Here is a 19,041-nt window from a genome sequence, read left to right as displayed (position 1 = left end):
GGGGGTTAAGCCACCCCGATCCGCAGGAGATCATGGAAGTGAACAATGCCGAGCGGGCGCCGCTCGGCATCTGCCACGATCAGCGCACCAATGCTGTGCTTGTTGATCATAGCGAGAGCGGCAGTCGCCAGCGTATCCGCCCCGATCATCTTCGGGGTGCGGGTCATGATGTCGTCAACAGCAAGCTCTGCAAGATTACGGCTCAGGTTACGGGCCATGTCGCCCTCTGTCACGATACCCGCCACGCAGCCATCCTCTCCCAGAACAATCACGCAGCCGAAGTGCTTGCGAGAAAGAACCTGCACGGCTTCCGTCATCGGGGTGCCGCTTGCAACCACCGGCAAGCGCTCGCCTGTATGCATGATGTCCTTCACATGCGTCAGGCTCGCGCCCAGCTTTCCACCGGGATGGTAGACGTGGAAATCGGTCGCCGTGAAGCCCCGCGCCTCCAGAAGCGCAATCGCCAGTGCATCGCCCAGAGCCAATTGCATCAGTGTCGAGGTGGTGGGAGCCAAACCATGTGGGCAGGCTTCCTGCTCGTTCGGCAGCAGCAACACGACATCTGATGCGCGTGCCAGAGAAGACTGCGGCGAACAGGTCAGCGAAATTACCGGGATGGAGAAACGGCGCGTATAGGCAAGAATGCTTTTCAGCTCTGCACTTTCTCCGCCTTTGGATAGCGCAATGACCAGATCGTTATTGGCAATCATGCCCAGATCGCCGTGATTGGCCTCAGCCGCATGCACGAAACTTGCCGGAGTGCCGGTGGATGCGAAGGTTGCCGCAAGCTTTGCGCCAATATGTCCGCTCTTGCCGACGCCGGTGACGATAACGCGGCCCGTGATACCGGAAATCAGCTCCACGGCCCGGTTCATTGGTTCACTCAGGCCGTTTTGAAGGGCAGCTTCCAGCGCCTCAAGCCCTCGCTTCTCAGTGGCAAGCGTTCGCAGAGCCGACTGTACGGCGGTGGAGGAAGATGAGAATGCGGCGTCCTGTGTCATGAGCGGGAGCATTATCGCCGAGGCGCGGAAAAGTCCATGCTCTCCCGCAACCCTGCCACGATCTCCACTTCAACCAAACGTTAACCATGAACATTTAACGATAGGTAAGTATATTTAGGAGCCCGACGGCACCATGACGAAAGCCTTTTTCCATCCGCCATTCAGGCTGCGGCGATTTTCGCCCCTGGCTGCGCTGATGGCATCCGTCTGCCTGGTAACGGCACCGTCTTATGTTGCAGCTCAATCGGCACAAACTGGCTCTCTGCTCACACCGGTAACCGGTGGATCGGGCTCCATTTCGAGACTGTCCAGCACAGACCCGGACGCATCCGCCTTACCAAACGATAATGATCCTGCTTCGCCCCTGCCAGTTGCGGCTTCCAACAGCACATCATCATCCACCAACCCGCCATCAGGCAATCTCAATGGTCTGCGTGGCAGTGCGGGCATGCTGCAGGGCACACCACTCAACCAGGCAGACGATCTGGCGGGCGATGACCTCAGCACGCTCGCAGAATCGCCAGAGAACGCGCCGGAGCCGGGAATTGACGTAGGCGAAGCTCCCACTGGCCCACGGGACGATGGCACCGGCTTGCGGCTCGGTTCTTTCATCTTGCGTACCAGCAGCAATCAAAGCCTGAATACGGAGAGCGTGAAGGATGCGGCAGGTAGCCGCCATCGCACGTTCTTCGCCAACACCACAAACGGCAGCCTGACCTCCGATTGGGGCCGCCACGCTCTGACGATTACGGGTGCCAGCACCTATGAAAAGAACATCAGCGGCCAAGGGGCAACCGAGCCCAGCGCCCGCATCGATGGCGATTTGCGGCTCGACCTTTCGGAACAGACCATCGCGCATCTGACTGCGGGTTATGCATTCGAGCGCGAAGAAACCTCCAACCCCAACGCCTTTGCAGGCGCAACCCAGCAGGCCCGCGTTGACCGCTACTCTGGCGGTGCTTCGATTGAGCGGGAGCTTGGAGTTCTGCGCGGCACGGCAGCGGTGGCGGCAACCCGCACCACCTATGGCAGCGTCAGCTTCGCCGATGGAACGCGTGTTGACCTTGGCGACCGCGACCGAAACGCCGTGGAAGGTCGTCTTCGGCTTGGCTATGAGCTTTCGCCTGCCCTCATCCCCTTCATCGAAGCCACGCTTGGCCGGGCAGTCTATGATGAAGAACTGGACGCCTCGGGCTACGCCCGCTCCTCCTGGAGCTATGGTGGACGTGCGGGCGTGCAGCTTGATCTGGGTGAAAAACTGCGCGGTGAACTTGGGCTCGGCTATGCGACCGTCAAATATGAAGACGCCCGCCTTGCAGCTATCGATGCCTTCACAGTGGACGGCACGCTTCTTTGGTCTCCCCAACGGGGCACGGATCTTGATCTCGGGCTCCGCACGACAGTTCAGGATTCGACCAGCGCCGGCCAAAGCGGCTGGGTGGAATATCTGCTCAGTTCCGGCCTTTCGCATCAGTTGAGGTCTGACCTGACGGCGCGATTGACCGCATCCACCACCTGGCGCGATTTCCGCGATACGCAGGATCAGTTCAATTGGGCCGTAGGCACAGGCCTTGTCTGGAACATGAACCGCTACCTCGATGCCACGGCCAATATCGGATACGAATTGAACGATAATCCGGGCGGCGTGGACAGTAGACAGTGGCGCGCCGGTATTGGCTTGAGCCTCAGGCGGTAAGCAAAGCTTCCACCTCTTCCACGATAACTATCCTCAGAAATGAAACGCCCCCGAACCATAAGTTCGAGGGCGCAAAAGCTTGCAAGCGTTTAGATCAGAGCTTGGACGTAATGCTTCGCAGAGGACCTTCGATAAGCGGACGAATGTCGTCACGCTTCAGAGCGAATGCGAGGTTGGCGAGAATGAAGCCATCCTTGGCACCGCAGTCGTAGGTCTCGCCCTTGAAATGGTAGGCGGCAAATTCCTGGCTCTTTGCCAGCGCCAGCATGCCATCCGTCAACTGGATTTCGTTGCCCGCACCGCGTTCCTGCGTTTCCAGAATCTTGAAGATTTCCGGTTGCAGGATATAGCGACCGTTGATGAAGAAGTTGGAAGGAGCCGTGCCCTTGGCAGGCTTTTCAACCATCTCGGTAATCTTGAAGCCTTCGTCGCCCACCTTATCGCCAACGCCGACAATACCGTATTTGTGGGCAAGCGCAGGGTCGCATTCTTCAACGGCAAGCACGTTACCGCCGGTCTTTTCATAGAGCTCCACCATCCCGCGCAGGCAGCTCTTTTCGGAAGCCATGATCATATCCGGCAGAAGCACGGCGAATGGCTCATTGCCCACGATATCGCGTGCGCACCATACCGCGTGGCCAAGACCCAACGGCACCTGCTGTCGCGTGAAGCTTGCAGTACCGGCGGTTGGCAAGAGATCGGCCAGCAGCGTCAGTTCGGCATTCTTGTTACGCTCGCGCAGCATCTGCTCAAGCTCGAACTGGATGTCGAAATAGTCTTCGATGACGCCCTTGCCACGACCCGTCACGAACACGAAGTGCTCGATGCCAGCGGCCGCAGCTTCATCCACCACGTACTGGATGACCGGCTTATCGACAACCGTGAGCATTTCCTTCGGAACAGCCTTTGTGGCGGGCAGAAAGCGCGTTCCAAGGCCTGCCACGGGAAAAACGGCTTTACGGATCTTTTGTTGTCCCACTCATGCCTCCTTACAGCACAAACGAATAATAGGGTGCTGCGCGTTCGCGCCATAGCAACCAATCACTACATTTTCACAAACAATGACAGAACAGTGTCCACATGGTAAAGAATTTGTTGACACGTTATGTCTACCCTGTCGTGCATGCCAGGGCGTCGTTCCCGATCCTGGCGAATTTGAGACCGGAAAGAACAAGGGACACGACTGACGATGAAAAAATTCAGCGCCAAACGCATTGCCCTCTCCGCAATCGCAGCCATTGTGGTTGCGACCTCTGCGATAGATGCCAAAGCTGATGCAGGTTTCAAGGCATGGGTCTCGAAATTCTACGAAACGGCTGCTGCGAGTGGCATTTCTCGTTCTACCTATAACCAGGCATTCGCCGGGGTAACAGGGCCAGATCAGGATGTTCTGGATAAGGCGCAGTATCAGCCGGAATTCAAATCGCAGATCTGGGATTATCTCGATTCGCGCGTGAACCCCTACACGGTGAAGGTTGGCCGCGAGATGCTAGCCCGCCACAACCGCACGCTGACGGCGATCGAGAAGCATTTCGGCGTCGACAAATATACGCTGCTCGCCATCTGGTCGATGGAAACCAATTATGGTGCAGCACTCGAAAATCGTGACCGCCTGCATCATGTGCCCCAGGCACTTGCAACACTTGCCTGGGCCGATCCGAAGCGTGCCAATTTTGCTCGCAAGCAGCTGATCGCAGCCCTTAAAATTCTGCAATCCGGCGACGTGACGCCCAAGCATCTGACTGGCTCGTGGGCGGGTGCCATGGGCCACACGCAATTCATCCCCACAAGCTATCTGCTCTACGCGGTTGATGCCGATGGCGACGGACGCCGAGACATCTGGAGTTCCGTACCAGACGCATTGGCAACCTCCGCCAATCTGCTTGCCAAGAACGGTTGGCAGACGGGCTCCACTTGGGGCTATGAAGCCGTTATTCCAAACGGTGGCAGTCGTTATAGCGGCCAGACGAAGACACTTGCCCAGTGGGCAAAGCTTGGCTTTGTCCGTGCCAATGGCAAGGCGTTTCCACGCCCCAATGACCGCGCAGAATTGAAGCTGATGGCGGGTGCGAACGGCCCTGCCTTCCTGATGACCAAGAACTTCTTCGTCATCAAGCGATACAATGCTGCGGATTCCTACGCGCTTGCTGTGGGCCTTCTGGCAGATGAGATTGCAGGCTATGGCGGCATTCAACAAGCCTGGCCGCGCCCGCACAATACGCTCGACATCAAGGAAAAGTTCGAGCTTCAGAGCCGAATGAAGGCGATGGGCTATTATGACGGCGAAATAGACGGCAATTTCGGCTCCGGTTCCAAGGCTGCAATCAGCGCCATACAGTCTCGCCTCGGCATGGAGAATGATGGCCAGCCCTCGAAATCGCTGCTTCGCGCCTTGCGTAACTGAGCAAGCTCCCGCACATTCATCGATAAGAGAAAGGCGATATACCTCGCCTTTCTGGCACTTGATGCGAAGTGCCATCCGGGGTGGAATTTGAGCGGCACATTCCGTACCTTGACGAAAGCCGCATGTGGAAAGAGACGACGATGGGCAGCAGATGGCACAGATCCGGGCCAAGGCTTGTGACGGCTTGCCTCATGCTCGTGCTTGCCGTTCCAACCGTGCCTGCTCATGCGCAGGAACGCCGCACACTTCTCGACATGCTGTTTGGTGAACCTCGCCGCCAGAGGCCGGAAGGCTCGATCATTCGCATTCAGCCGAACCGGCAGCGTGCGCGTCCGCCAGCCAATGTTTCACCTGCCCGCCCTGCCGTTCGCGCCCCTGCCCCGGTTGTTGCAGCACCTGCCGAGCCGGAGGCGGTGGAGAAGATGGAAACCGCCCGCAAGATCCTGGTGGTCGGCGATTTCGGTGCCATGGGTGCGGGTCAAGGTCTTGTCACGGCTTTTGCCGAAGACCCCTCCGTCGTTGTCGTTGAGAAGGGCTCTCCATCCTCCGGCCTGGTGCGTCAGGATCACTACGATTGGCTGGCTGAACTGCCGAAGATGCTGGAGGAGGTGAAGCCCCAGATCGTGGTTGTCATGATTGGCGCGAATGACCGGCAAACCATGACGATCGGCAGCAGCAAGGAACGCTTCCGTTCAGACGCTTGGCTGAAAGAATATGATGCGCGGGTCACACGCTTTGCCAAACTGGTAACCGATAGGAAAATCCCGCTGCTCTGGGTTGGCCTTGCCGCTTTCGAATCTCCCTCCCTCAGTGCCGATGCGCTGACGCTCAACGGTATCTTCCGTCAGGATGTCGAAGAAGTGGGAGGCGAGTTCGTCGATATCTGGGATGGCTTTGTCGATGAAGGCGGGCAGTTCATCATCACCGGCTCCGATATGAACGGTCAACCGGCTCGCCTGCGCGGTGCGGATGGGGTGAGTTTCACAGATGCAGGCAAGCGGAAACTCGCATTCTATGTCGAGAAGTTTGCAAAGCGGCATTTGGGGGATCTCAGCGTCAGCGACCTGATCCGGCTGGATTCAGGCAATCTTCCGCTTCTGGCCAATCTACCACCGGATGTGGAATCCAAAATTCCGAGCCAGCCGATCAGCCTTTCCGATCCAGAACTCGACGGCGGCAAAGAGTTATTGGGCGCGGCGGTTACAAAACCTCTGCCCGCAGAGACCCCGCAAAACCTGCTGCTGACCAAGGGAGAATTGGCGGAAGCGCCGGTGGGCCGAATCGATTACTATCGAACCGAACCCGTCAAAACGAACTGAGCTTTACCAACCTCACCGGCTGGCAAAGAATTCCAGGCAGCGGCGAAACGCCGAAAGGTCCGTGTAGAGGGCATCGGCTGCGGCATCATGCGTGGCAACAAAACCGCCTCGCCGCTCGATACCACCATGCAGCATCAAATTGTCGATCATATCGAAATCTTCAAGCGACAGACCATCTGGCCCGCGTTTGCGGCCATCCGCACCTTCAATGATATCGCCGTTGTAGAAACCGCGCGTTCGCTCGAAATGAGTGGCGGTCATGTTGGTATAGGCCGCTACCTTCTTGCCCTGCGCACACATATAGCCCAGCTCGAAGGCTGTGCCCACATCAGCGGCAATACCGCGAAAGGGCGTCAGATTGGCAATGATGCCATCGGCGCGGTTCATCATGCCTTCATCGACGGCGCTAATATTCAATCCGAACTGATGACGCGTCGGGGCAGGTTCAATGATGAGATCGCCGGGGCAAATAGGTTCGAAGCCAAATTCGCGGGTCAACGCGGCCTTGGCATCGAGCATTTCGCGAGCATGCGGGAGAAAGACCTCAGGTCCGGCGAGATAGAATTTCAGGCTCATCGGATTGCGGCCTCTCCCGTGCGTGCTCAACGCGGCAGAACAGATGCGCCCATCAGGGCTTCATCGACAGCGCGTGCAACCTGGCGACCTTCGCGGATAGCCCAAACCACCAGAGACTGGCCGCGACGAACATCGCCCGCTGCCCAGAGCTTATCCACCGAGGTCTTATAGTCACGCTCATTGGCGATGACATTGGTCGAGCCACGGCGGTCGACATTCAGCGCAAGCTTGTCGCCCAGATCCTTCAGCACGCTATCCTTCGCCGGACCGGAGAAACCGATAGCGATGAAGGCAAGGTCTGCCTTGATGATGAAGTCTGTGCCGGCAATCGGCTTGCGTTGCTCATCCACCTGGCAGCAGCGAACGCCGGTCAACTGACCGTCTTCGCCGACGAATTCCAGCGTGGCGACCTGAAACTCTCGGTTGGCACCTTCCGCCTGCGAGGAAGAGGTGCGCATTTTGGTGGCCCAGAATGGCCAGACGGCAAGCTTGTCTTCCTTTTCCGGCGGCATGGGGCGAATGTCGAGCTGGGTCACCTTCACCGCACCCTGACGGAAAGCGGTGCCGACGCAGTCAGAGGCAGTATCGCCACCGCCGACAACCACGACATGCTTTGCACCGGCCAGGATCGGCTCAGAAGGCCAACCCACGCTATCGATGTTTTCGCGGCCAACGCGACGGTTTTGCTGCACAAGGTAAGGCATGGCATCATAGACGCCGTGCAGATCAACACCCGGAATACCGGCAGGACGCGGCGTTTCCGAACCGCCGCAGTAAACCACGGCATCGTGGTCGGCCAGCAGCTTTTCCATCGGCATATCGACACCGATGTTGACGCCGCAATGGAAGGTAACGCCTTCGCCCTTGATCTGCTCGACGCGGCGGTCGATGAAGTTCTTCTCCATCTTGAAATCAGGAATTCCGTAGCGCAGGAGCCCACCCGGCTTGGTTTCACGCTCATAGACATGAACCTCATGGCCTGCACGGCCAAGCTGCTGGGCAGCGGCGAGACCGGCCGGACCGGAACCGATGATGGCAACCTTTTTGCCTGTATGAATCGTCGCCGGCTGCGGCGCGATGAAACCAAGCTCATAGGCCTTATCGGCAATCGCCTGCTCAACGGTCTTGATGGCGACCGGCGCATCTTCCAGGTTCAGCGTGCAGGCTTCTTCGCAAGGCGCCGGACAAACGCGACCGGTAAATTCCGGGAAGTTATTGGTGGAATGGAGGTTGCGGATCGCCTCTTCCCACTTGTTGTTATAGACGAGGTCGTTCCAGTCCGGAATCTGGTTATGAACCGGACAGCCGGTCGGGCCGTGGCAATAGGGAATGCCACAGTCCATGCAGCGGGCCGCCTGTTTCGTCACCTCGGCATCCGACATTGGAATGGTGAATTCGCGGAAATGGCGAATACGGTCCGACGCAGGCTGGTACTTTGCCACCTGCCGGTCGATTTCCATGAAACCCGTAACCTTGCCCATGTTTCATCCCTCAATCTTCGCCGCTAGCGCAGCCAATTTTCAACCTTCAATCCCGGCACGCGGGAAAATTCTTTCTCGTTGTTCGTCACAAGCACGGCATTAAGCGCCAGCGCGTGTGCGGCAATCCAAAGATCATTTGGACCTATGTTCTGCCCCTGTCGCAAAGCCAGCCGGGTCTCGGCATAGCGCTGGTCGCTTGGCAGTTGGAGGGGCGCGACGTAAAGCCTCCGCGTAACTGCTGACACCTTCCGCGACAGCTCCTCTGAGCCATTTTTCCTGACGCCGTACCAGATCTCACCGTGAGTGATGATGCTGATAAAAGCGTTTTGCTCTCCAACCTCGAGTAGTCGTTCAAGAACCTGTCCACGCGGATCCCGAACGATCGCCGAAACGATGTTGGTATCGAGCATGTACCGCATCAGATCTCGACCTCATGCAGCGGCGCCAAATCGTCATTATTGCCGACGAAATCGTCTCCGCTCCACGCCTCCGCATGCTTCAGGTAATCGACCAAACCAGCGGTCACCGCAGTTCTTACCAAGATCGAACCATCGGGCTGCCGCACCATGACGGCGCTGTCGCCTTCAAGATCGAATTCCTTCGGTATCCGAACCGCCCGGCTTCGACCATTTTTGAAGATGGCGACGGAAACTTCACCACCTTCACCAGCAGAATTTAAGTTCGTGCTCATTTTCGACTCCATGTTTGTAATATGCCATAAGCATATCACAAGAGAAGTCGAAAAACCAATCACTCCGCCGCAACGCCCATGCGCATGCGTTCCATTTCCTCCAGCGCACGACGGTACTCGACCGGCATGACCTTGCGGAACTTTGGACGATACTCGGTCCAGCGATCCAGGATCTCCTTGGCACGGTTGGAGCCGGTGTAGTGGAGATGGTTGGAAATCATCTGGTAGAGGCGCTCTTCATCGTGGCGCGTCATGTCTTCGGACACGTCAACACGTCCCTTGTGCATGAGGTCGCCACCGTGATGGTGGAGCTTCTCCAGCATGTCGTCTTCTTCCGGCACCGGCTCCAGCTCGACCATGGCCATGTTGCAGCGCTTGGCGAAATCTCCGCTCTCATCAAGAACATAGGCCACGCCACCGGACATGCCGGCTGCGAAGTTGCGGCCCGTTTCACCCAGAACCACGACAATGCCGCCCGTCATGTATTCGCAGCCGTGATCGCCCACACCTTCGACGACAGCGACTGCGCCGGAGTTACGAACAGCGAAGCGCTCGCCTGCCACACCGCGGAAGTAGCACTCGCCGGTGATGGCACCGTAGAGAACCGTATTGCCAACGATGATCGAATGCTCGGCTGCCAGCTTCGAATTTTCCGGCGGACGTACGATGATGCGACCACCCGAAAGACCCTTGCCCACATAGTCGTTGCCATCACCCACCAGATCGAAGGTGATACCTCGGGCAAGGAAGGCACCGAAGGATTGGCCAGCCGTGCCGCGCAGAGTGACATGGATGGTATCGTCTTTCAGACCCTTATGGCCCCACCGCTTTGCTAGCGCACCGGACAACATGGCACCGGCAGAACGGTCCACGTTCTTGATCGGCACTTCAAAGACCACAGGCTCTTTGTTTTCCAGCGCTGGCATCGATTTTTCCATCAGCTTGCGGTCGAGAATGTCATCAATCGGATGCTTCTGCCGCTCGGTCCAATAGGTTGCCTCCTTCGGAGCATCCACCTTGTGGAAGATCTTCGAGAAATCGAGACCCTTGGCCTTCCAATGGGCCAGCATGTCATCTTTTTCGAGCAGTTCCGACGCACCGATAATCTCATCCAGCCTTGTGAAGCCAAGGGAGGCAAGGATTTCGCGCACTTCTTCGGCGACGAAGAAGAAGTAGTTGATGACGTGTTCCGGCGTCCCCTTGAAGCGCTTGCGCAGAACCGGGTCCTGCGTGGCAACACCCACAGGGCAGGTGTTCAGGTGGCACTTGCGCATCATGATGCAGCCAGCCGCAATGAGCGGAGCCGTGGCAAAACCAAACTCGTCCGCACCGAGCAGCGCGCCGATGATGACGTCGCGGCCCGTCTTCAGACCACCATCCACCTGCAAGGCGATACGCGAACGAAGACCGTTCAGCACCAGCGTCTGCTGGGTTTCGGCAAGACCGATTTCCCAAGGGGAACCGGCATGCTTCAGCGAGGTGAGCGGAGACGCACCCGTGCCGCCATCGAAGCCGGAAACCGTGATGTGGTCGGCACGTGCCTTGGCAACACCGGCAGCAACCGTGCCAACACCCACTTCCGATACCAGCTTGACCGATACATCGGCCTGCGGATTGACATTCTTCAGATCGAAGATCAGCTGTGCCAGGTCTTCGATGGAGTAAATATCATGGTGCGGCGGCGGCGAAATGAGGCCGACGCCTGGCGTGGAATGGCGGGTCTTGGCAACCGTTGCATCCACCTTGTGACCTGGCAACTGACCGCCTTCACCGGGCTTGGCACCCTGCGCGACCTTGATTTGCAACATATCGGCGTTGACGAGATATTCCGTCGTCACACCAAAACGGCCAGAGGCGATCTGCTTGATGGCGGAACGCTCCGGGTTCTGCGAACCGTCCGCCAGCGGCAGATAACGGTCGCTCTCTTCACCGCCCTCACCCGTATTAGATTTGCCGCCGATACGGTTCATGGCAACGGCCAGCGTCGTGTGCGCCTCACGGCTGATCGAGCCGAAGGACATGGCGCCTGTCGAGAAGCGCTTGACGATATCAACCGCTGGCTCAACCTGATCGATAGAGACTGCCTTGCGTCCAATCTGCTCGGCATTCTTGATCTTGAACAGGCCGCGAATGGTGTTCATGCGTAGCGCCGTATCATTCACCATTTCGGCGAATTCGCGATATCGGTCTTGGCTGTTGCCACGCACGGCATGTTGAAGCGACGCGACCGCATCCGGTGTCCAGGCATGGCTTTCGCCGCGAATGCGGTAGGCATATTCGCCGCCGATATCGAGGTTGGAGGCAAGAACCGGGTCTTTGCCGAAGGCTGCCTTATGACGCGCGACGGTTTCCTCGGCGATCTCGTTGAGGCCAATACCTTCAATCGTCGTGGCCGTACCGAAGAAGTACTTGTTGACCAGTTCCGAAGACAGGCCAATGGCATCGAAAATCTGTGCCCCGCAATAGGACTGATAGGTAGAAATGCCCATCTTGGACATGACTTTCAGAATGCCCTTACCGACGGCCTTGATGTAGCGGTAGACGACTTCGTCTTCCGAAACTTCCTTCGGGAATTCACCCTTCTTATGCATGTCGATGAGCGTATCGAATGCCAGATACGGGTTGATCGCTTCCGCACCGAAACCGGCCAGACAGCAGAAGTGATGAATTTCACGCGGCTCGCCTGTTTCGACAACGAGGCCGACCGAGGTGCGAAGACCCTTGCGGATCAGGTGATGGTGAACAGCAGCAGTGGCCAGCAGGGCCGGAATGGCAATACGGTCTGGACCCAACTGACGGTCGGACAGAACGATGATGTTATAGCCACCGCGCACTGCCGCTTCCGCCCGTTCGCAGAGACGATCCAGCATTTCCGGCATGCCTTCAGCACCACGCTCGATATCGTAGGTGAAGTCGAGCGTCTTGGTATCGAAATGGTCTTCCACATGGCCGATGGAGCGGATCTTTTCCAGATCACCATTTGTCAGGATCGGCTGGCGCACTTCCATGCGCTTCGCCTTCGCCATGCCTTCATGGTCCAAAATGTTCGGACGTGGACCGATGAACGAGACAAGGCTCATCACCAGTTCTTCGCGGATCGGGTCGATCGGTGGATTGGTGACCTGCGCGAAATTCTGCTTGAAATAGGTGTAAAGCAGCTTGGACTTGGCCGACATCGCCGAAATCGGCGTATCGGTACCCATGGAGCCAACGGCTTCCTGACCTGTCGTCGCCATAGGCGACATCAGAATGCGGGTATCTTCCGAGGTGTAACCGAAGGCCTGCTGGCGGTCGAGCAAGGATACGTCACGGCGAAGTGCACGGGGCTCCACCGGCTTTAATTCTTCCAGAATGATCTGCGTGCGATCCAGCCAGTTGCGATACGGATGCTTGGTGGCCAGTTCGCTCTTCACGTCCTCATCGGAAATGATGCGACCCTTTTCCATGTCGATCAGCAGCATCTTGCCAGGCTGCAAGCGCCACTTCTTGACGATGGTTTCTTCCGGCACTGGCAGAACGCCAGCTTCCGATGCCATGATGATGCGGTCGTCTGAAGTCACGACATAACGCGCGGGACGCAGGCCGTTACGGTCGAGCGTCGCGCCAATCTGCTTTCCATCGGTAAAGGCAACGGCAGCTGGGCCATCCCAAGGCTCCATGAGGGCCGCGTGGTATTCGTAAAATGCCTTCCGCTCAGGTGACATGGACTGGTTACCCGCCCAGGCTTCCGGGATCAGCATCATGACGGCATGGGCCAGCGAATAGCCGCCGCGCACGAGGAATTCCAGCGCGTTGTCAAAGCAAGCCGTATCCGACTGGCCTTCGTAGGAAATCGGCCATAGCTTTGAGATATCGTCGCCAAAGAACGGCGAAGACACCGACGCCTGACGCGCCGCCATCCAGTTGACGTTGCCGCGCAGCGTGTTGATTTCGCCGTTATGGGCAACCATGCGGTAAGGGTGCGCCAGCTTCCAGGACGGGAAAGTGTTGGTGGAGAAACGCTGGTGGACAAGCGCCACGGCGGACTCAAAGCGCGGATCGCTCAAGTCCTTGTAATAGTCGCCAACCTGATAGGCGAGGAACATGCCCTTGTAGACAATGGTCGAGGAGGACAGCGAGACTGGATAAAAGCCGGTTTCCTCACCACCAAACTGATCGTAGATTCGGTTGGAAATGACCTTGCGCAGAAGGAACAACTTGCGCTCAAAATCATGGTTCGTCGCAGCATCACGGCCAGCGCCGATGAAGATTTGACAGTGATATGGTTCGGTCGCAGCGATATCCGGCGCCTTGGACAGCGAAGAATTATCGACCGGCACGTCGCGGAAGCCGAGGAATTGCTGGCCTTCTTCGGCGACAACCTCGATCATCACCTTCTTGAAGTGCTCGATCTGCTCCGGGTCGCGCGGCATGAAGATGTGACCGACGGCATATTCGCCAGCCTTCGGCAGCGTCACGCCCTGCTTGGCCATTTCCTCACGGAAAAAGCGATCCGGAATCTGAACGAGAATACCCGCGCCATCGCCCATCAGCGGATCAGCGCCGACAGCGCCGCGATGCGTGAGGTTTTCCAGGATGAACAGACCATCCTTGACGATCTGGTGCGACTTGTGCCCCTTCATATGCGCAATGAAGCCAACGCCGCAGGCATCGTGTTCATTGCGGGGATCGTAAAGACCCTGCGCGAACGGCATGCCCGAAGGAGACCGACGGGCTGGGATAACGGCTTTCATGCTCTCGCCCTGCTCGGGAGCGGATACAGGCTTCGTCATCATTTCCTCCTAGTCACCGCCGGGGCGGAAGGTTTCGGTTGCTAGCGCGGCCAACCGACCAACGCCTGAGGCACCGCCACATCTTGTCGGACCAACGAAAGCGGCACCAAGATAAAAATTAGGACAACATATCTGTCCTATTTCCCAGATTTTATGACAGACAACTGTTCAAGGTGCAAGACATCGAGACTGAAATAATTTGTTGACGGATACAGGAAAGTTTCATCATCAAGAGTTCTGGCGACAGAAAATTACCCCCTTTCAGACGCTCCGTATAAATTCTTGCGAGGATGCGTGAGCGGAGGGCGAGATGCAGGCGCAGAAATCAGGTCCGCTTCTCAATATGCGAATTTTTTCATTGAACCCCTCGCCGATCTGCTTAGGCTCCAGGCGACCTGCATACAGAACTGGAAAGTCCCTACATGTTTTTCGCTTCCGACAATTGGGCTGGCGCGCACAGCACCATTAACGAACGACTGATGAATGAAACGACACGTTTCGCCGCAGCCTATGGCAACAGCGATCTCGACCGCGCCATCGAAGCACGCTTCAATGACATCTTCGAGAAGGAAGTCGCAGTCTTCTTTGTGGCCACAGGTACTGCTGCCAACTCGCTGGCACTTTCCAACTTTGCCAAGCCCGGCGGGGTGGTCTTCGCTCACGCCGATGCGCATGTTATAGAAGATGAGTGCGGCGCACCGGACTTCTTTAGCAGAATGAGAATTGCGCCGGTTGAGGGTCCAGAAGGGAAAATGAACCCTATTGACCTGCAGAAACGCATTGCTCGGTTCCCGCAAGATGCCGTTCACCACGGTCGCGCTAACTCCATCACCATCACGCAGGCCACGGAAGTGGGCACAGTCTACAGCCTCGATGAAATTCAGGCCATTTCAGCCATTGCGAAAGAAAACGGCCTACCTCTGCATATGGATGGCGCGCGCTTTGCCAATGCTCTCGCCAAGCTCGGCACAACAGCTGCGGAAATGACATGGAAGAGTGGCGTTGACGTGCTTTCCTTTGGTGGCACCAAAAATGGCTGCTGGTGTGCGGAGGCCATTGTCTTTTTCGATCCGGAAAAGGCAAAGGAAATGCCGTTTCTTCGTAAGCGTTCAGCGCAACTCTTCTCCAAATCCCGCTTTATTGCAGCGCAGTTTGATGCCTATTTGACAAACGATTTATGGCTTCAACTGGCTCGCCACGCCAACGACATAGCGGACCTCCTGCGCGAGGGGCTTGCCCGTACGAACAATGTTCGCCTTGCTTGGCAGACTGAGAGCAACGAGGTCTTTGCCGTCATTCCGATCGACCTGATGAAAGCGGCCCAAGCCAATGGCGCTAAGTTCTATGACTGGCCGGAGCCGGCAGCTATGGCCCAGCCGGTCCAACAGGGCGAAATGCTGATTAGGCTCGTGACGAGCTTTGCAACCGAACGTCAGGATGTCGAAGATTTCCTCAAAGTGCTTCAGGCAGGCTGAGTGGCCACAAAGACCTTCGCGGCAGGCTGTCGGGCAGCCAGCCGCGAAGCTCTTCTCATACACGGACCTAATGTATTCCTATATTTGAAATATAAAACCAAAGAATGACGCTATCGGTATGTCTATTTTATAATATATATATTTACTGCGATAACAAACTTGTCATTTTAGAAGAAGACAAAACTATATTGTAAAAATATTTATATCAATCACATCTCCTCTCGTTGCCCTTAAAGGCTTTGATTGGAGGAACGATCAATGAAAAATATCTATGCTACAGCACTCGCCGTCATGTTCTTAACGACAGGGGGCGTCGCCGCTCAGGCAAAGACACAATCCTGTGAACCGATTTCGAAAGAACAGGTTGAAGCCCTTTTCACCAAATTTAATGAGGCGTGGGCGACCAAAAATCCCGAAACAGTGACGGCGCTTTTCACAAAGGAGCCCTTGTTACTGGCAACGCTTTCTAACAGGCCGCGCAACAATCCAGCCGAAGTGAAGGATTATTTCGAGCATTTTCTGCAGAATAGTCCGGTTGCTCGTCTCGATACATCCAAAGTCGAAATCGATTGCCATACGGCTGTTAATGCAGGAACCTGGACGATCAAGCTGACCGATCCGGCGACAGGCAGGGCATCTGAAGTAAAAGCGCGTTACAGCTTCATCTACCGCTTTGAAAACGGCCAATGGAAAATTGATCACCTGCACTCTTCACTGATGCCCGAGAAGTAATCTCAGCGTGCCCACTTCCAGTATTGTCCGATCCATAGTTACGCCGCAGCTTGCGGCGTAATACGTGCCTCAATCAAAGAGGAAAGCGCCTCGACAAGGGCGATATCTGCACCTTTGCGAGGAACAAGCACAAACTCCACATCTTCCAATGGTGGCAAGTGCTCGCCCGTGATTTCTCGAAGACCATCGGGCGCCATACTGCGCGGCTGAACCAGAACCCCCATACCAGCCCTTGCCGCAGCTGTAAGCCCGCTCAAGCTCGCGCAGGTGCAGACAATGCGCCATAGGATTTTCTCGCGATCCAGAGCGTCCTGCGCCACCTTGCGGGTAATGCTTGGAGGTGGAAAGGCGATCAGCGGCACCGGCTGATCACCCCGCAAACGAAGCAAATCAGGATCTCGCGCCAGCCATACCAATGGTTCACGATAAAGCAGGCGTCCCCGCGTTTCGCCAATATGCCGCTTGGCCAGAACCAGATCGAGCTCGCCCATGTCCTGCATCTGGTAAAGCGGCGCGCTCAATGCCACCGTCAGTTCCAGATCGACCAGCGGATGCAGCCGAATGAAATCCTCCAGCACGGCAGTAAGCCGGCTTGCCACCACATCTTCCGATACACCAAGCCGCAGACGGCCATGCAAGCGGCTTTGGCCGAAGAGAGATAGAACCTTTCCATTCAGGTCCATCATTCCCCTGGCATAGCTTAAAAGCGCCTCACCTTCCGTGGTCAGCTTCACCCGGTGCGTGGTTCTATCGATCAACTGGCGACCGAGGTTCTTTTCCAGCCGCTGAATATGCTGGGTTACAGTAGATTGCCCCACCCCGAGCTTATCCGCAGCCAGCGTGAAACTTCCAGCCTCGTAGAGCTCTATAAAGCTCGCGAGATGAACGAGATTCAACATCTCATCACAATCCATAATAACTGTTAGTTATTGCATCTTGCTTCATGATAGGGCAGGCGTAAAGCCTTTGATAGGATTATTCGCAAGGAGAAATCATGCGTCGCTTCCTGCCGGATACCTTTACACTGCTTTTGGTCACAACAGTGATCATTGCCTCGTTCCTGCCTGCACAGGGCGATTTCGCTGAATATTTCGGCGATGCGACGGATTGTGCCATTGCACTCCTGTTCTTCCTGCATGGGGCGCGCCTCTCCCGTGATGTAGTGATTGCCGGCGTGTTGCACTGGCGCTTGCACCTCACAATTCTTCTCGTCACCTTCGGCATCTTCCCACTCATCGGTATGGCGCTTGGTTACATTCCCGAATCTATCCTGAAGCCCGAGCTTTATGTGGGACTGCTGTTTCTGTGTGTCCTGCCTTCGACAGTGCAATCCTCCATTGCCTTCACGTCGATTGCAGGCGGCAATGTTCCGGCTGCCATTTGTTCGGCTTCCGCCTCCAACCTGTTCGGCATGTTCCTCACACCCCTTCTCGTGGGCCTGCTGATGACGACCAGCGGCAGTGCGGGCTTCAACTTGGATGCACTTGAAACCATTGTGCTGCAATTGCTGGCGCCGTTCATTCTCGGTCAAGTCCTTGAGCCCTGGATTGGCAAGTGGATTCGCTCGAAGAAGAAACTGCTGATGCCTGTGGATCGCGGCTCAATCCTTATGGTCGTCTATCTCGCCTTCAGCGAATCGGTGAACGAGGGCCTGTGGCAGACCTTTTCGGTGCGCGACATTGCCATTGTCATCGGCCTCGACATGGCGCTGCTGGCCGTCGTGCTGTGCATCACCACCTTCGGCAGCCGTCTTCTGCGGTTCAACAAGGAAGATGAGATCACCATCACCTTCTGCGGCTCCAAGAAAAGCCTGGCATCGGGCGTGCCTATGGCAGGTGCCATTTTTGCAGGCCAGAGCATCGGGGCCATCGTCCTGCCGCTCATGCTTTTCCACCAGATCCAGTTGATGGTCTGCGCCGTCATCGCCCAGAAATATGCGGCCAAGCGATTGGTGACCGAGCCGGTGGTCGATATCAAAGTGGCCTGAGACCATACATACAGTTAGGCCCCGTCCTGCGGTCAGGACGGGGCCCTTTCATATCTGAAATCAAACGATAATGCTCAGTTTACCTGCTGTGGGGCAGGCTGTGCCTCAATCGTCTTCGTTGCCTCGGCCACATCCGCAGCAATCGCGATACGGCGCGGCTTCAACGTTTCAGGAATGTTGCGAAGAAGATCGATGTGCAGAAGGCCATTCTTCAACGATGCAGCCTGCACCTCAACGTGATCGGCAAGCTGGAAGCGGCGCTCAAAGGCGCGCTTGGCAATGCCGCGATAGAGGTATTCTGTCTTTTCAGATGCTTCTTCCTCGGACTTCTCGCCCTTGACAGTCAGCACATGAGCGTGAGCTTCAATGCTGAGTTCTTTTTCATCGAAGCCAGCAACTGCCATGGTGACCCGATAGGTGTTTTCACCGGTGCGCTCGATGTTGTAGGGCGGATAGCTCTGCGCCTGTTCGGGCTGACCGACGCCATCCAGCATGGAAAAAAGACGGTCAAAGCCTACAGTGGAGCGGTAGAGCGGGGAAAAATCGACGTGACGCATAGTGTCCTCCTTGGAAGCGACGTTTGCGAGTTTTGACTGACAAGGCAACGCCCCATATGTGGCGACGCTGCCCTTGCGTTACGGACCCTTGCGGCATCCGTGACCTTCAGATGGGAAGGCGCATTTTTTCCTTCAAGACCCTGATCTGCGAAAAAATACGATGACGATTTCTGCGAATGAATGGGCGATGAACGGACCATTTCGGAAGGGTTCAGACCAAACTCGCTAGACCAATCGTCAACCGGCGGCATCTGCCCCGGAGACTGAAGCCACGTCCCTTCTCTTCAGTCTGGAGCTCGCCGGGGCCACTGAAGTGGTTCCGGCCTTTTTTCCAGGATCATCAAATCTGG

15 protein-coding genes are annotated in these 19,041 nt (G+C 56.6%); 6 read left to right on the top strand and 9 right to left on the bottom strand.

Annotated elements, in window-relative coordinates; translation table 11 throughout:
- Positions 1 to 5: 5 nt before the first annotated feature.
- Positions 6 to 1,001, bottom strand: a complete 996-nt coding sequence (locus AC0JZ1_RS04765) for a KpsF/GutQ family sugar-phosphate isomerase (RefSeq protein WP_471881287.1) — start codon at positions 999 to 1,001, stop codon at positions 6 to 8.
- 133 nt (positions 1,002 to 1,134) lie between these two features.
- Between AC0JZ1_RS04765 and AC0JZ1_RS04760 the strand changes: the two genes are divergently transcribed.
- Positions 1,135 to 2,697, top strand: coding sequence for an outer membrane beta-barrel protein (locus AC0JZ1_RS04760; protein WP_471881286.1), 1,563 nt, complete (start codon positions 1,135 to 1,137; stop codon positions 2,695 to 2,697).
- 94 nt (positions 2,698 to 2,791) lie between these two features.
- On the opposite strand, the gene galU is transcribed toward AC0JZ1_RS04760, so the two are convergent.
- Positions 2,792 to 3,676, bottom strand: a complete 885-nt coding sequence (gene galU / locus AC0JZ1_RS04755) for a UTP--glucose-1-phosphate uridylyltransferase GalU (RefSeq protein ID WP_471881285.1) — start codon at positions 3,674 to 3,676, stop codon at positions 2,792 to 2,794.
- Positions 3,677 to 3,886: 210 nt separating this feature from the next.
- Between galU and AC0JZ1_RS04750 the strand changes: the two genes are divergently transcribed.
- Positions 3,887 to 5,101 carry a lytic murein transglycosylase gene (locus tag AC0JZ1_RS04750; RefSeq protein ID WP_471881284.1) on the top strand — a complete coding sequence of 405 codons (1,215 nt, stop codon included), beginning with the start codon at positions 3,887 to 3,889 and terminating at the stop codon, positions 5,099 to 5,101.
- Positions 5,102 to 5,241: 140 nt separating this feature from the next.
- Positions 5,242 to 6,420: an SGNH/GDSL hydrolase family protein gene (locus AC0JZ1_RS04745; RefSeq protein ID WP_471881283.1), complete on the top strand. Its 1,179-nt coding sequence runs from the start codon at positions 5,242 to 5,244 to the stop codon at positions 6,418 to 6,420.
- Positions 6,421 to 6,432: 12 nt separating this feature from the next.
- Here the strand turns inward: AC0JZ1_RS04745 and AC0JZ1_RS04740 are convergent, their stop codons facing one another.
- From AC0JZ1_RS04740 to gltB, 5 genes are read right to left on the bottom strand one after another with little or no spacing between them, the layout of a single operon-like run.
- Positions 6,433 to 6,996, bottom strand: a complete 564-nt coding sequence (locus AC0JZ1_RS04740; RefSeq protein ID WP_471881282.1) for a nucleoside 2-deoxyribosyltransferase — start codon at positions 6,994 to 6,996, stop codon at positions 6,433 to 6,435.
- Between the two features lie 26 nt (positions 6,997 to 7,022).
- Positions 7,023 to 8,477, bottom strand: coding sequence for a glutamate synthase subunit beta (locus tag AC0JZ1_RS04735; protein ID WP_471881281.1), 1,455 nt, complete (start codon positions 8,475 to 8,477; stop codon positions 7,023 to 7,025).
- Between the two features lie 23 nt (positions 8,478 to 8,500).
- Positions 8,501 to 8,887: a PIN domain-containing protein gene (locus AC0JZ1_RS04730; RefSeq protein ID WP_471881280.1), complete on the bottom strand. Its 387-nt coding sequence runs from the start codon at positions 8,885 to 8,887 to the stop codon at positions 8,501 to 8,503.
- Positions 8,888 to 8,895: 8 nt separating this feature from the next.
- The gene (locus AC0JZ1_RS04725; RefSeq protein ID WP_471881279.1) at positions 8,896 to 9,168 is read right to left on the bottom strand and encodes an antitoxin; all 273 of its coding nucleotides are present in this window, start codon (positions 9,166 to 9,168) and stop codon (positions 8,896 to 8,898) included.
- A gap of 59 nt (positions 9,169 to 9,227) precedes the next feature.
- Complete coding sequence (gltB, locus tag AC0JZ1_RS04720) at positions 9,228 to 13,901, bottom strand: glutamate synthase large subunit (RefSeq protein WP_471883354.1); 4,674 nt, start codon at positions 13,899 to 13,901, stop codon at positions 9,228 to 9,230.
- Between the two features lie 461 nt (positions 13,902 to 14,362).
- Between gltB and AC0JZ1_RS04715 the strand changes: the two genes are divergently transcribed.
- Together AC0JZ1_RS04715 and AC0JZ1_RS04710 are read left to right on the top strand one after the other, a co-directional pair.
- Positions 14,363 to 15,415: a threonine aldolase family protein gene (locus AC0JZ1_RS04715; protein WP_471881278.1), complete on the top strand. Its 1,053-nt coding sequence runs from the start codon at positions 14,363 to 14,365 to the stop codon at positions 15,413 to 15,415.
- A gap of 258 nt (positions 15,416 to 15,673) precedes the next feature.
- Complete coding sequence (locus tag AC0JZ1_RS04710) at positions 15,674 to 16,147, top strand: SgcJ/EcaC family oxidoreductase (protein WP_471881277.1); 474 nt, start codon at positions 15,674 to 15,676, stop codon at positions 16,145 to 16,147.
- 38 nt (positions 16,148 to 16,185) lie between these two features.
- Here the strand turns inward: AC0JZ1_RS04710 and AC0JZ1_RS04705 are convergent, their stop codons facing one another.
- A complete protein-coding gene (locus AC0JZ1_RS04705; RefSeq protein ID WP_471881276.1) occupies positions 16,186 to 17,046 on the bottom strand; it encodes a LysR family transcriptional regulator in 861 nt (286 codons plus the stop codon).
- Positions 17,047 to 17,141: 95 nt separating this feature from the next.
- Between AC0JZ1_RS04705 and AC0JZ1_RS04700 the strand changes: the two genes are divergently transcribed.
- Entirely contained in the window at positions 17,142 to 18,134 is a 993-nt protein-coding gene (locus AC0JZ1_RS04700) for a bile acid:sodium symporter family protein (RefSeq protein ID WP_471881275.1), read from the top strand.
- 74 nt (positions 18,135 to 18,208) lie between these two features.
- On the opposite strand, the gene AC0JZ1_RS04695 is transcribed toward AC0JZ1_RS04700, so the two are convergent.
- A complete protein-coding gene (locus AC0JZ1_RS04695; protein WP_471881274.1) occupies positions 18,209 to 18,691 on the bottom strand; it encodes an Hsp20 family protein in 483 nt (160 codons plus the stop codon).
- Positions 18,692 to 19,041 lie beyond the last annotated feature (350 nt).

Source organism: Affinirhizobium capsici, from assembly GCF_977018625.1.
The sequence above is the reverse complement of the archived record's forward strand: the minus strand, read 5'-3'. Positions and strand labels throughout refer to the sequence as shown.

Coding starts and splice junctions, on each gene's coding strand:
- AC0JZ1_RS04725 (WP_471881279.1), bottom strand. CDS start 9,168: ATGAGCACGAACTTAAATTCTGCTGGTGAAGGTGGTGAAGTTTCCGTC.
- AC0JZ1_RS04700 (WP_471881275.1), top strand. CDS start 17,142: ATGCGTCGCTTCCTGCCGGATACCTTTACACTGCTTTTGGTCACAACA.
- AC0JZ1_RS04760 (WP_471881286.1), top strand. CDS start 1,135: ATGACGAAAGCCTTTTTCCATCCGCCATTCAGGCTGCGGCGATTTTCG.
- AC0JZ1_RS04740 (WP_471881282.1), bottom strand. CDS start 6,996: ATGAGCCTGAAATTCTATCTCGCCGGACCTGAGGTCTTTCTCCCGCAT.
- AC0JZ1_RS04735 (WP_471881281.1), bottom strand. CDS start 8,477: ATGGGCAAGGTTACGGGTTTCATGGAAATCGACCGGCAGGTGGCAAAG.
- AC0JZ1_RS04745 (WP_471881283.1), top strand. CDS start 5,242: ATGGGCAGCAGATGGCACAGATCCGGGCCAAGGCTTGTGACGGCTTGC.
- AC0JZ1_RS04750 (WP_471881284.1), top strand. CDS start 3,887: ATGAAAAAATTCAGCGCCAAACGCATTGCCCTCTCCGCAATCGCAGCC.
- AC0JZ1_RS04765 (WP_471881287.1), bottom strand. CDS start 1,001: ATGACACAGGACGCCGCATTCTCATCTTCCTCCACCGCCGTACAGTCG.
- AC0JZ1_RS04715 (WP_471881278.1), top strand. CDS start 14,363: ATGTTTTTCGCTTCCGACAATTGGGCTGGCGCGCACAGCACCATTAAC.
- AC0JZ1_RS04710 (WP_471881277.1), top strand. CDS start 15,674: ATGAAAAATATCTATGCTACAGCACTCGCCGTCATGTTCTTAACGACA.
- AC0JZ1_RS04730 (WP_471881280.1), bottom strand. CDS start 8,887: ATGCTCGATACCAACATCGTTTCGGCGATCGTTCGGGATCCGCGTGGA.
- gltB (WP_471883354.1), bottom strand. CDS start 13,901: ATGAAAGCCGTTATCCCAGCCCGTCGGTCTCCTTCGGGCATGCCGTTC.
- AC0JZ1_RS04695 (WP_471881274.1), bottom strand. CDS start 18,691: ATGCGTCACGTCGATTTTTCCCCGCTCTACCGCTCCACTGTAGGCTTT.
- AC0JZ1_RS04705 (WP_471881276.1), bottom strand. CDS start 17,046: ATGTTGAATCTCGTTCATCTCGCGAGCTTTATAGAGCTCTACGAGGCT.